The organism is Methylophilus sp. Leaf416 (genome assembly GCF_001424665.1).
GTDB lineage: Bacteria > Pseudomonadota > Gammaproteobacteria > Burkholderiales > Methylophilaceae > Methylophilus.
Map to the genome: position 1 here is coordinate 320,996 of NZ_LMQS01000003.1, position 12,541 is coordinate 333,536.

The 12,541-nt window shown below is 47.5% G+C and carries 11 protein-coding genes; 9 read left to right on the forward strand and 2 right to left on the reverse strand.

What is annotated here, in order from left to right; translation table 11 throughout:
* The first annotated feature begins 103 nt into the window (after positions 1-103).
* Genes ASG34_RS09370 through ASG34_RS09380 form a run of 3 tightly spaced genes read left to right on the forward strand, consistent with a single transcriptional unit; the run spans position 104 to position 2,455 of the window.
* Positions 104-484 carry a response regulator gene (locus tag ASG34_RS09370; RefSeq protein WP_055829838.1) on the forward strand — a complete coding sequence of 127 codons (381 nt, stop codon included), beginning with the start codon at positions 104-106 and terminating at the stop codon, positions 482-484.
* Between the two features lie 46 nt (positions 485-530).
* A complete protein-coding gene (locus ASG34_RS09375) occupies positions 531-1,976 on the forward strand; it encodes a phospholipase D-like domain-containing protein (RefSeq protein WP_235559747.1) in 1,446 nt (481 codons plus the stop codon).
* Positions 1,976-2,455 (forward strand): hypothetical protein, encoded by a 480-nt coding sequence (locus ASG34_RS09380; RefSeq protein ID WP_055829841.1) that lies wholly within the window; start codon positions 1,976-1,978, stop codon positions 2,453-2,455. Before ASG34_RS09375 ends, ASG34_RS09380 begins: the two co-directional genes overlap by 1 nt.
* A 14-nt stretch (positions 2,456-2,469) precedes the next feature.
* On the opposite strand, the gene ASG34_RS09385 is transcribed toward ASG34_RS09380, so the two are convergent.
* Positions 2,470-3,318, reverse strand: a complete 849-nt coding sequence (locus ASG34_RS09385) for a TraB/GumN family protein (protein WP_200934489.1) — start codon at positions 3,316-3,318, stop codon at positions 2,470-2,472.
* 279 nt (positions 3,319-3,597) lie between these two features.
* Here ASG34_RS09385 and ASG34_RS09390 point away from each other — a divergent pair, with 279 nt between their 5' ends.
* Positions 3,598-4,641: a DUF2235 domain-containing protein gene (locus tag ASG34_RS09390; protein WP_055829845.1), complete on the forward strand. Its 1,044-nt coding sequence runs from the start codon at positions 3,598-3,600 to the stop codon at positions 4,639-4,641.
* A 30-nt stretch (positions 4,642-4,671) separates the two neighbouring features.
* Here the strand turns inward: ASG34_RS09390 and ASG34_RS09395 are convergent, their stop codons facing one another.
* Positions 4,672-6,858, reverse strand: coding sequence for a YgiQ family radical SAM protein (locus ASG34_RS09395; RefSeq protein ID WP_055829848.1), 2,187 nt, complete (start codon positions 6,856-6,858; stop codon positions 4,672-4,674).
* 238 nt (positions 6,859-7,096) lie between these two features.
* On the opposite strand from ASG34_RS09395, the gene ASG34_RS09400 reads away from it, so the two are divergent.
* The 5 genes from ASG34_RS09400 to ASG34_RS09420 all read left to right on the forward strand — a co-directional run bounded on the left by ASG34_RS09400 (position 7,097) and on the right by ASG34_RS09420 (position 12,500).
* The gene (locus tag ASG34_RS09400) at positions 7,097-9,883 is read left to right on the forward strand and encodes a bifunctional diguanylate cyclase/phosphodiesterase (RefSeq protein WP_088178554.1); all 2,787 of its coding nucleotides are present in this window, start codon (positions 7,097-7,099) and stop codon (positions 9,881-9,883) included.
* A gap of 5 nt (positions 9,884-9,888) precedes the next feature.
* On the forward strand, positions 9,889-10,575 hold the full coding sequence (gene aat / locus ASG34_RS09405) for a leucyl/phenylalanyl-tRNA--protein transferase (RefSeq protein WP_055829850.1): 687 nt from the start codon (positions 9,889-9,891) through the stop codon (positions 10,573-10,575).
* A 15-nt stretch (positions 10,576-10,590) separates the two neighbouring features.
* A complete protein-coding gene (locus tag ASG34_RS09410) occupies positions 10,591-11,322 on the forward strand; it encodes an arginyltransferase (RefSeq protein ID WP_055829852.1) in 732 nt (243 codons plus the stop codon).
* 27 nt (positions 11,323-11,349) lie between these two features.
* On the forward strand, positions 11,350-11,871 hold the full coding sequence (locus tag ASG34_RS09415) for a GNAT family N-acetyltransferase (RefSeq protein ID WP_200934490.1): 522 nt from the start codon (positions 11,350-11,352) through the stop codon (positions 11,869-11,871).
* 167 nt (positions 11,872-12,038) lie between these two features.
* Entirely contained in the window at positions 12,039-12,500 is a 462-nt protein-coding gene (locus ASG34_RS09420) for a hypothetical protein (RefSeq protein WP_235559748.1), read from the forward strand.
* Positions 12,501-12,541 lie beyond the last annotated feature (41 nt).

Here is a 12,541-nt window from a genome sequence, read left to right on the forward strand (position 1 = left end):
TGACCATCAACCTCATCAGGTAGGGCAATGTAGGATTTCACTCTACAGTCAGACTTCGAAACTTTTTATACAATATCGCGGGCTAGTGATTGGTTAAATGATCATGTATAAATTATTGTTAGTTGAAGACTCTGCACTGATTCGTGATGTCATCCTTGAGATGCTCCAAGACTGTGATCAATTGGAAATTGAAGACATTGCCACGACTAGCGATGAAGCTATCGATTTCCTGAACGCCTCGGAATATGACATGATCGTGCTGGATATAGAGCTAGCCCAAGGTACGGGCTTCGATGTGGTTCGTCATGCAAAACAAAAAAACTATCCTTTTAAAATGCCGGATATTGTCATGCTGACTAATCATGGTAATAACTACTATCGCAACCTGGCAAAGGATATGGGTGTTGATTATTTCTTCGATAAGTCATTGCAGTTTGATGAATGTATGGATGTAATACAACAGCACGCAAGCCAACCTTCCTAACTATCCTGAAATGGCGATAGTGGACAACATGCCCACAAAGATCTGTATGCACCCACCATTTGGGGCAGCCATTTATATTAAAAAACCGCTTTATCTGTTTTGCCAGCAATGGTCTCTGCTATCTATATTTTTTATAGCCATATGGCTTACAGGCTGTGCCTCTATCCCGGATTCAAAGCAGACGCTTGAAGAACTCAATGCACAAGCACAGACTATAGAAGTTGTTGGCGCCAAGAAACCCCTGCCCCGTGGAAAAATCAACAAAGTCTTAAAAAATTTATCGCCTGATGAGCGAATTCGCACATCACTGGCGGAACATCTCCGCATAGAGCAAGCCATTGCCGGCAATAGTTTATATGCCGATAACAAAGTCACATTGCTGTTCAACGGTGAGGATACTTTTTCCAGCATGCGTAACGCGCTGGAAAGCGCAAAACAGCACATTCATCTGGAGTACTTCACATTTGAAGATGTAGATCTTGGCGGTATTACACTGAAGGCACTGCTGTTGGACAGGCTGTCAAAAGGTGTCAATGTGCACATTATCTATGACGCAATAGGCTCAATTAGCACGCCTCCTGAACTATTCGATACACTAAAAAAAGCTGGTGCAAAGATTACGGTTTTTCATCCTGTCAAAGCCGACAGCATTACTTTAATTAACCAGCGCGATCATCGAAAAATTATGGTTGTCGATGGCAATGTAGCCATTTTGGGTGGTGTGAATTTAAGCAAAACCTACCAAAGCAAAGGTTCATTACGCTTTTTCAGCAAACAAAAATTACCTCAAATCAATCAGGCCGACTGGCGAGATACCGATATTCAGGTGACAGGCCCGGTGGTGGCAAATATTCAACAAGTATTTCTGGAACATTGGGACGCGGCACAGCCGTTAGACGAGGCTAACTTTTTCCCGCCGCTTTCCAAACAGGGAGAACAGTTTGTGCGGGTCATCGCCACGCCGGCTACCAAGCGTAAAAATACAGACTCACCGTATTACCTGACCCTGGTGGCTGCCATTGAAAATGCGGAAAGCCATATTGTCCTGAACTCGGCTTACTTTGTGCCTACAGAAGCGCAGGAAGACGCGCTTGTTGCTGCCGCAGAGCGTGGCGTAAAAATATCCTTGCTAGTTCCCAGTATAAGTGACTCAATACTGGCGATTAATGTCCAGCGGTCGCACTACGCGCGCCTGTTAAAGCATGGCGTAGAAATTTACGAGATGCAGGATCAGATATTACATGCCAAAATGATCTCGATTGATGGTGTGTGGTCGGTGATTGGCAGTTCCAATTTTGATTACCGCAGCGCTGGCATCAATGCTGAAATTGACGTGGTCATTTTAGATAATCAAACCGCCAAAAATCTTGAAAGCCGCTTTCAGGAAGACTTGAAAAATGCTAAAAAGATTGAGTTGCAAGAGTGGCAGAAACGCTCATTATGGCAAAGGCTAAAGCAGCAATCAGCGCGTATTTTTGAGGATATTCTTTAGTGATAAGCAAAGACACCTGGGAGTTACTGAGTTATGTGGTCACGGTCATTGGTCTGCCATTGGCGATCATGACCTTCATGCTTGAGCAACGTAAAGAGCGCGAGAACGAAGATGAAGAAGTCTATCAACTGCTTGCCGACAACTATACCGATTTCCTCAAGCTGGTGATGGCCAACCCTGACTTGCAACTGCGTTCGCATAGCGGCCCGCTAGCCATGTCAGCCGAGCAGGAAGAACGAAAACTGGTCATGTTCGAAATCCTGATTTCATTATTTGAGCGGGCCTATCTGCTGGCCTATGACCCGGATATGCGCGGCAAACGCCTGCGCCGCTGGATGTCATGGGAGGATTACATGCGTGAGTGGTGCCAGCGGGAAGATTTTCGCCAACATTTGCCGAGACTGCTGGTTGGCGAAGATGCAGATTTTGTTATGCACATCACCCGCATCGCACAGGGAGTCGCACAAGTCCGTGTTTAATGCTTTTTAATACATTACTTTTTTAAGGGCGTCAGTTTAAAACCGGCCTGTTTAAAAGCCTGAATCAATCCAGTTTTCCCTGCCAGGTGCGCGGCCCCAACGGCGATAAACACCCTGCCCTGTTTTGCCTGCTCAAGACCACGCTCTGCCATTTTCACATTGCGCTCGTCCAGCAGTTTGACCCGCATGCGCTGCCATACTTCTGCCGGTAACACGCCGCGCGTCATCTCATCGTCCATGTTTGCTACCTGGTCAGGGTTGCCTGCCAGATACGCTTTCATCAACTGCTCAAAATCCTTTTCTTTTTGTTTTTGGGTACGCTTAAGTACCGCATGCAGCATTAACAACTGCTCGTCCATGGTCAGGCTGTCCATCACCCCGAAATGTTCTTGCGGATTTTCCAAGCCAACGACCCTTTTGTCCATCTCTTCTGCCTTGGCTTTCAACAAAAAATCCTGGGCAAATGGCGTTTGCGGTTTTGGCAGGTCAAACAGCACCGCCAATAACCATGGTTTCATTTTCAGCACCCTGTCCAGCGGCATCACATGTACATCTGCCAATTGCGCGACCTGGTCGAGTTCGGCTTCAGATAAATATTGCTTTAAATCACCTTGAGGCAATTGCAGCAGCTTGGCTGCCGGCTCGTCAGCAACCTCCAGCATAAACGTATCTACACTTTTCAATGCTTGCAGCACTAAAGGCGAAAAGCTGGTCACCCGATTATCATCGGTATGGATAGTGCCAAAAAGGTAACTGACCTGACCCTCAGGCGATTCCAGCTGCCAGAATAAACTCTTTTCAGCAGTATTTCCCTGCTGACTAAACAGTAAAAACATTGTGGCTAATAGCCAAAAACATCGCATCGTATTCCTCATTCCAGTGATCACCAAAGCGCAGCGTGCGCCGAGCTATACCTGCGACATCCTCTCATACATTTCATTTTCAATCACAGGTTTGTAAGCTTATCAGCACATTGAAGTTGTCACATAAATGAGACAGCGCTACCATGTGTTAAATAATAGCAACGATAAATTTAGAAAGGCTGCCATGCCAAAACCTCATCGAAACAAAGCCAGGCCGAGACACATACAGCAGCTGATCGCTCACTGCTGCTCACACTTATTCGGATTGGAGACAATGTGATGAGAAAAAAAGAAAGATTAATTGTGTTGTTTGATGGCACCTGGAATGACCCTGCTGACCTGACCAATGTATTCCAGTTATCGACTTTGATAGAAGAATATGATGATGAGATCAAGCAGACCTTCTTTTACGAACCCGGCGTAGGCACAGCACCTGGTGGCAAATTACGTGGCGGCCTGTTTGGTTATGGCCTGAGCGAAAACTTGCTTAAGGGATATGACTGGCTGGCAAGACATTACAAGGAAGGGGACGAAATCTGGGTATTTGGTTTTAGCCGTGGCGCATATACCGCCAGGAGTATGGTTGGGCTGATCCGCAAATGTGGTTTGCTCAAAACAAGTACGCCAAATTTATTGCAACGGGCAGAAGATTTATATCGAGACAAATCTGCGCATCCTGATAGTGATCAATGCCAGGCATTCAGGCACACATACAGCCTGGAAGTAAATGTGCATTTCCTTGGTGTATGGGACACGGTAGGCGCACTGGGGATTCCAGGTACCATGATTTCCGAAAAGGCGCTTTATTCCTGGCATGACACCGAGCTATCCAAAATCGTATCCTATGCCTATCACGCCATGGCACTGGATGAAAACCGTGAGGCTTACAACGTTGCCATGTGGACCAATGAAAATGGCACCAAAAAACCTGAAAACACCGATGTGGAGCAACGCTGGTTTATTGGTGCGCATGCCAATGTCGGTGGCGGCTATGGCAAAGACCCGCTATCGACACTGTCACTAGCCTGGATGCTTGAGAAAGCGCGCAATGCCAATTTAAAACTGAAACCTTATGTAGCGCCCACCAATGCCTACTTAACCAAACCGACTGATTCCTATAAGGACTTTGCTTATGGGATTTATGGCTTTTTCAAAGGTTTGTTCGTCAAGGGCGACGGCCGCTTTTTCCGGCCTTATGAAGTCATACAAAACAATATGCGTTCAGTCAATGTCACTGTCGATGCATCAGTAAAATCAAAATGGGGTGCACAGGCTGATTACCGACCCCCTACTTTGACAAATGCGAAGATTGATTTGTCTTAAGGCTAAACCAGTAGGGTTTAGCACTTAAGATTAATGCTTGCGGCTACCGGGACCCTTTTTAGGGCTGGCGTAGCTTTTGGTCTGGTTAAAGCCTTTAGGCATGACTTTCGGCACAAACCGGCTGCCGTCTGACTGCACAATTTTGGAGAGTACGGCCGGCTGATAGGCGGGTATCAAATGTTTTTTACCATTGCCGATCAAATCTGCCCTGCCCATTTTTTTCAGGGCTTCACGCAACATCGGCCAGTTTTGCGGGTCATGATAGCGAATAAAGGCTTTATGCAATTTGCGCACATTGCCAGCTTTGGGCACCGGAACCATCTCAGAATCCTTTGTCACTTTGCGTAAAGGATTCTTGCCGCTGTGATACATGGCGGTGGCCATCGCCATCGGTGTTGGGGTAAAGGTTTGCACCTGGTCAAGCCTGAAATCATTACGTTTCAGCCATAGCGCCAGGTTTAATACATCCTCATCAGTAGAGCCTGGGTGCGCCGCAATAAAATACGGAATCAGGTACTGTTTCTTGCCGGCTTCGGCGCTGAATTTTTCAAACATACGTTTGAATTCATCATAAGCGCCCATGCCTGGCTTCATCATTTTGCTGAGTACGTTTTCTTCAGAATGCTCGGGGGCGATTTTCAGGTAGCCGCCAACATGGTGCTGCACCAACTCTTTGACATATTCTGGCGATTTCACCGCCAGGTCATAACGTAAACCGGAGCCAATCAGGATTTTCTTCACGCCGCGCAGATTACGTGCCTTGCGGTAGAGCTGGATCAGTGCCGAGTGATCCGTATTCAGATTTTCACAAATACCGGGGTAAACGCAGGAAAGTTTGCGGCAGTTTTTCTCTATCTCTTCCGACTTGCAGGATAGACGGTACATATTGGCGGTCGGACCGCCGAGGTCTGAAATGACGCCGGTAAACCCATCAACTTTATCGCGGATTTCTTCAATTTCACGCAGGATAGAATCTTCGGAACGGCTCTGGATAATACGGCCTTCGTGCTCGGTAATCGAACAGAAAGTGCAACCGCCAAAACAGCCACGCATGATATTCACAGAAAAACGGATCATCTCCCAAGCCGGGATATTGGCACCTTCGTATGCTGGATGCGGTTTACGTGCATATGGCAAATCGTAAACATGGTCCATTTCTTTGGTCGTTAGCGGTATTGGCGGCGGGTTCAGCCACACTTCGCGGTTACCGTGTTTCTGCACCAGCGCACGTGCATTGCCAGGGTTTGCTTCCAGATGCAGCACGCGTGAAGCATGTGCATACATCACCGGGTCGCTGACCACTTCTTCATAAGAAGGCATACGGATGACCTGGCGGTCACGCGGTACCTTGGCGGCCTTAAGTGGCAGCGGCATGCTGATGGTTGGCGCAGCTGCTGCATCACTACCCTTATCATCCGTAGCGCAACTGGCGTCACTTTTGCCCATTTTCATGGCATAAGGGTCTTCATGTTTATCGACAACACCGGGGCGGTCCAGGCGTGTCGAGGGCACCTCAACAAATTCGTCCGGCACCTGTTTGCGAATAAAGGCGGTACCGCGTATATCCTGAATATCGGCAATGTCTTCGCCGCGGCCAAGCCTATGGGACAATTCAATAATCGCGCGCTCTGCATTGCCATACAGCAACAGGTCAGCTTTGGAATCTACCAGTATCGAGCGGCGGACTTTATCCGACCAGTAATCATAATGCGCAATACGTCGCAGGCTGGCCTCAATACTGCCAATCACTAATGGCGCAGATGGATAGGCTTCTTTACAGCGTTGTGAATACACCAGCACCGCGCGGTCTGGCCGCTTATCGGACGCCGCATTCGGCGTGTAGGCATCATCAGAGCGAATTTTACGGTCGGCGGTATAGCGGTTAACCATGCTATCCATATTGCCTGCGGTCACCCCAAAATACAGGTTAGGTTTGCCCAATACCTTGAATGCCTCAGCCGACTGCCAGTCTGGTTGCGCAATGATACCAACCCTGAAACCCTGGGCCTCCAGCAAACGCCCAATCAGTGCCGCCCCGAAACTCGGGTGATCAATATAGGCGTCACCACTGACCAGAATAATGTCGCAGCTGTCCCAACCCAGCGTATCCATCTCGGCGCGGCTCATAGGCAGCACAGGCGCTGTGCCAAAGCGTTTCGCCCAATAAGGACGATAGCTGCTGACAGGTTTTGCAGTAAGGGAGGTGTAGGTTTCCACGCGAGTGACCGACGATGCTTAAGGACTGCGCATTTTACGCGTTAATCAATTGATTTGAAATCATTTTTTCAAAAAAACTGCTTGATTACCCGTCCCTCACTTTCTTTTAGTGTCCTGATCATTAGTATGCGCATAGACACCATCTAGTGCGCATATTTGTATTGCAGCAACCAGCAAAGGTCTGTATAAACATGCGAATAAAGGAGGATTTGTTAAATAATATTTACACAAATATACAATGAAACACTACGCACTTTTCAAAAAAATCCTATTGCCACTGGCTACTATCAGCCTGACTATCGGGCTGATTTCATTTGCTTATATCTTTAATCAACACCTGGTTAACATTCAATCAAAAGCAAATGAAGAGACGCAAAAACTATCAAACCTGCTAATTACCGCCAAAACGTTGGTGAGTGAACATGTGCTCTCCAGTATGGCATTACTACAGCAATATGCGTCACTTGAAGGCCAACCTTCGATTAATGGCATGACCTCGCTGGAGGATAAACAGGTACCTAACCTGTTATTCGGGAATACGCCGCAAACCGGCAAAAGCATTCTGGTAGATTCAGTGACCCGGATTGGCAGCGGCACAGCCACCATTTTTGTAAAGCACGACCAGCATTTTTTCCGCATTGCCACCAATGTAAAAAAAGCAGATGGCAGTAATGCATTTGGCACTGAGCTTGACACCAAAGGCAAAGCGATCAAGCAACTGCTAAACGATCAAACCTTTTACGGCGTAGTGGATATTTTGGGCGAAGCTTACCTCTCCCGTTATGAACCCATGCATGACCACAAAGGGCAACTGATAGGTGCATGGTATGTTGGCTATAAACTTAATTTCAATGCGATTGACCAGGCAATCAGGCAATGGGGTTTCCTGGAAAAAGGCTTTATCGCCATTACCGATCATCAGGGAAAAATACGATTCCTGACCGCAGGTGTCAGCCAGCAACAAGCACGCAAGGCTCTCAATGACACACATGATCAATGGAAAAAGGTCACGCGCGAAGTGCCTGAATGGGATTTCACCATCAATATTGTTTACCCTGCCAGTGAGGCTTACTGGTCAGCGCTAGGCGCCCTTTCCCCAGTACTGATCATCACTCTGGTGGTGGCGCTCGTTGCATTGATCGCATTGATCAGCGGGTTGCGGCGTTTTGTTTTAAATCCTCTGGGAGGCGAACCTGAAACTGCCAAACAAATGCTGATGCGGATCGAAAGTGGAGACTTTGCCGAAGACAATACTACTGCTGAGCCAGGCACTTTGATTGCCAACATGGTAAAAATGCGTCGCCGTTTACGCGAAATGCTGAGCCAGATTCAGACGAATGCCAATCGTCTGAAAATATCATCAAGCGTTTTTGAACATGCTACCGATGCCATTTTTATTACGGATGCCAATGGCCTGATTGTGCAATGCAACCCATCCTTTAGTGCCATTACAGGTTATAGCCAAACCGAAGTGATCGGCAAACCGCCACAGGCATTTGGCCTGGCATGTCATGAGCCTGAATTTTTCGAGTCGTTTTACAAAAAACCTCAGAGAGTGCAGGAATGGCGAGGCGAAGTCTGGAACCAGCACAGGCACGGCCAGGAATATCTGACCGAACTCGAGCTCTCTCCTGTGATGAATGAAGCCGGTACTTTTGAACATTACGTTGGCTTGTTCTCAGATATTACTCATGCCAAAGAACAGCAAAATAAACTCGAACACCTGGCTTACCATGATGCACTGACGCAGCTTCCTAACCGCGTGCTATTCTCGCGGCGCTTGCAGCATGCCTTGATTGAAGCGGAGCGTGAGCAATCTTTAATCGCTATCTGCTACATTGATCTGGACGATTTCAAGATCGTAAATGACCAGTATGGCCATGAGTACGGTGACAAACTGCTGACGCAACTAGCAAGCCGCCTCACCGGCATGCTCAGGCCTACTGATACCATTGCCCGCCTGGGTGGCGACGAATTTGCCATGCTGCTGTGCGGTTGTCACACCCAGGCAGAATATACCCGCTTGCTCAAGCGGTTGTTAACGGCAATAGAAAAACCGTTTGCCATCGATAAGTTCAAGTTTTCGATTTCTGCCAGTATCGGTTATACCCTGTATCCATTCGATCATCATCCGCCCGATACCTTACTCAGGCATGCAGATCATGCCATGTACCATGCCAAAACACATGGCGGGCACCAATACCATCTGTTCGACCTGGCTTCAGCACAACAATCGCAACAACAACAAACCTTGCTGAAAGATCTGCTGGTTGCCATTCAGCATAGTCACATCAGGTTGGTTTACCAGCCGCAAGCATGCATGCAAACGGGTGAAATCTTCTGTTTTGAAGCGCTGCTGAGGTGGCAGCATCCTTTACGCGGACTCTTGTATCCCAACGACTTTTTGGCTTCCGTCGAACACACTACCCTGATTATTGATATCGGTTACTGGGTCATCGAAGAAGGTTTACGCCAGTTAAACGAGTGGCAAAAACAAGGATTTGAAACGCAGGTTTCAGTCAATATTGCCGCCTTACATTTAATGCACAAGCAATTTGCTGATCACATCACCAACTTGCTACAAAAATATCCTGACATTAAACCGCAGCAACTGCATATTGAAATTACCGAGAGCGCAGCTATCACTGACTTTGCCCGTGTGAATCGTGTGATCCAGCAATGCCATGACCTAGGCGTCTCGTTTTCAATTGATGATTTTGGCACTGGCTATTCTTCGCTTATTTATTTGCGAAGATTACCAGTAGACATCATCAAAATTGATCAGTCATTTGTGCACAATATGCTGGTCAATCCGGAAGATATGGCCGTGATCAGGAGTGTGGTAACACTATGCCGTGAATTTGGCCGCAAAGTGATTGCTGAAGGCGTTGAAAAAGTCGAGCAAGCGCGTATTTTGCGTTCACTGGGCTGTGACTATGCGCAAGGTTATGGCATCGCACGCGCCATGCCGGGCAACAAAGTTGTAGAATGGATGAGCAAGCACTCTCCGTATCAGTTTGATTGACGCGTATGCAAGAAAGTTATTATCCGCTGCCCGGCGGGCAAGTGTTAATCCTTGAGCAATACACGCCCTTCCCGGCATTGCATCATGCCCTCGCTGAGCCTAACGGGCTGATTGCGATTGGTGGTGACCTGACCGCGGAACGACTACTTGCGGCTTACCAACGGGGCATTTTCCCCTGGTTCAGCCCCGGCGAACCTATCCTGTGGTGGAGTCCTGATCCGCGCATGGTCCTGTTTCCGGCAGAAATTACCATCAACCGCTCTCTGCGCAAGGTTATCCAGCAGCAACTATTCGAAATCCGTATTAATACCGCGTTTGAAAGTGTGATCAGTGCATGTGCAAGTACCGCCCGCCCCCATCAGGATGGCACGTGGATTTCCGAACACATGGCTGCAGCTTATTCTGAGTTACATAGACTTGGTTATGCGCACAGTGTCGAAGCCTGGCAGGATGACATTCTGGTCGGTGGTTGCTATGGCGTCAAAATCGGACGCATGTTTTACGGTGAAAGCATGTTTCACCATGTCAGTAATGCATCCAAAGTGGCTTTTGCCCACATGGTGCAATGGCTAATCACGCAACAAGTCGGTATGATTGATTGTCAGATGCATACGCCACTACTGGCCAGTTTTGGCGCTTATGAAATCCCAAGAGCGCGTTTTATAGAAACTTTAAATCAACTGGTGATATGACACGATTGCTTAATCATGACGCTGCCTAACGATGCCTCGCTGCAGAAACTGCAGTTCTATGTGACCACTGCCTACCCTTGCGGTTACCTGCCAAAAAAACTGGCACAAAGCCTGATTGCCACGCCGCAAAACCTGGTGGATGCAAATGTATACAGTGGGTTGATACAGCAGGGCTTTCGCCGCAGTGGCAAGTTTGCTTACCGGCCGCATTGTGAGCAATGCAATGCCTGCATTTCGGTGCGTTTGCCGGTTGAGCAATTCACACCCACCCGCAGCCAGCAACGCGCGTTTAAAAAACACGCCAATTTACAAATCACCATTATTGAAACCAGCTACCAGCAAGAGCACTTTACGCTATACCACGCTTACCAGAAGCAACGGCACGCTAATGGCCATGACCATGTCGGCGAATTTGAAGACGAAGCCTCTCAGTACCAGCAGTTTTTATGTCAGACCAATGTCGAAAGTATCATGATCGAATTCCGGGATGAGCAAAAAGTACTCAAGATGGTCAGTGTTGTCGACCTGGTGGCTGATGGATTATCTGCGGTATACACTTTTTACGACACCAACGATAAAGCCAGTTATGGCACTTACAGTATCCTGTGGCAAATCGACTGGGCAAAGCAGCTAGGGCTGCCTTATCTTTACCTGGGCTACTGGATTGCCGATAGCGAAAAAATGACTTACAAGCAACAGTTCCAGCCACAGGAAAAACTGATCGATGGCGAGTGGGTGCATATTTAATCTAAGCCTATGCCGCAGGAAAGCCATTTGCAATTCATTCACTGTCAGTTTGACTCTCACGCGCAAGCCATACTAGACATACTGAACGAAGCTATTGTTCATTCAACAGCGCTCTATGATTACAAACCTCGCACGCTTGCATCCATGCGAGGCTGGTTTCAGACCAAATACGATAATCGCTTCCCAGTCATTGGCGCGATAGATGCGGATGGCACACTCTTGGGCTTTGCCAGTTATGGCACCTTCCGTGCCTGGCCAGCTTACAAATACACAGTCGAACATTCGGTCTACGTGCATAAACACCATAGAGGCAAAGGTGTGGGTTTGCAGCTAATGCAACAACTGATAGCAGCAGCGAGAACAAACCAAGTACATGTAATGGTGGGTGGAATTGATATTGCTAATACCGGCAATGTAATGTTGCACGAAAAGCTTGGTTTCACACATGCGGGCACAATCGCGCAGGCAGCATACAAATTCGGCCGGTGGCTGGATTTAGGGTTTTATCAACTTGTATTGGACACACCTCAACAACCAGTCGAAGATTAATTGTTATCTGGGATTTTTTAGCCTACCTTCCAAGTTTCACTCTTGGTAGCGATGCTGGCGGAATCAGTCGGCTAGAAATTAACTCTATAACTGTTTACTCAATACATTATTTTTGAATGATAGTCACACCACAATCTCTCGCCAGGCAGTTTTGTAACGGCACATACGTGAACGCAACCGATGCGTCCTTATGGCGCGAGACTTTCACTTACCTCGCCAGTGTTAATGATGAATCGATCTTCTTAAAAGAAAAAATTCAGTCCTTGTGGCTGATTTACGGTGGTGACTTGCGCGCCAAAATCAAGGATGACACCTTGATTCTTCAGGTATTGAGGAGAGCTCTACCCGGATATAACGGTGATGGCGTGACCTTGTATCGCGGCGAAAGCTGGTTTTTATTTGACCAGGATAAGATTGGATTTTGCTGGACGATCTCTGAAGAGATTGCGACCACTTATGCTAAAGGCCTCAACGCAGTAGAGTCTGGGGGTGTATTGTTAAAGTGTTACGCACCAAAAGAAGCTATTTTAGCGGCGCCGGAATCGGGGACTTCGACTGGTCATGTATATATTTGTGATCCGGGAAAACTATTGCGCTTAACCACACAAGGGCTTTTTCCCAAGCTTTAACGCGCTCAAGCCAATCACTGACTAACAATAACAATAACAGT

Bases quoted from the DNA above. Each gene is read 5' to 3' on its own strand.
- ASG34_RS09370 (WP_055829838.1), top strand. From the start codon at position 104: ATGTATAAATTATTGTTAGTTGAAGACTCTGCACTGATTCGTGATGTC.
- ASG34_RS09375 (WP_235559747.1), top strand. From the start codon at position 531: ATGCACCCACCATTTGGGGCAGCCATTTATATTAAAAAACCGCTTTAT.
- ASG34_RS09385 (WP_200934489.1), bottom strand. From the start codon at position 3,318: ATGCGATGTTTTTGGCTATTAGCCACAATGTTTTTACTGTTTAGTCAG.
- ASG34_RS09390 (WP_055829845.1), top strand. From the start codon at position 3,598: ATGAGAAAAAAAGAAAGATTAATTGTGTTGTTTGATGGCACCTGGAAT.
- ASG34_RS09400 (WP_088178554.1), top strand. From the start codon at position 7,097: ATGAAACACTACGCACTTTTCAAAAAAATCCTATTGCCACTGGCTACT.
- aat (WP_055829850.1), top strand. From the start codon at position 9,889: ATGCAAGAAAGTTATTATCCGCTGCCCGGCGGGCAAGTGTTAATCCTT.
- ASG34_RS09410 (WP_055829852.1), top strand. From the start codon at position 10,591: ATGACGCTGCCTAACGATGCCTCGCTGCAGAAACTGCAGTTCTATGTG.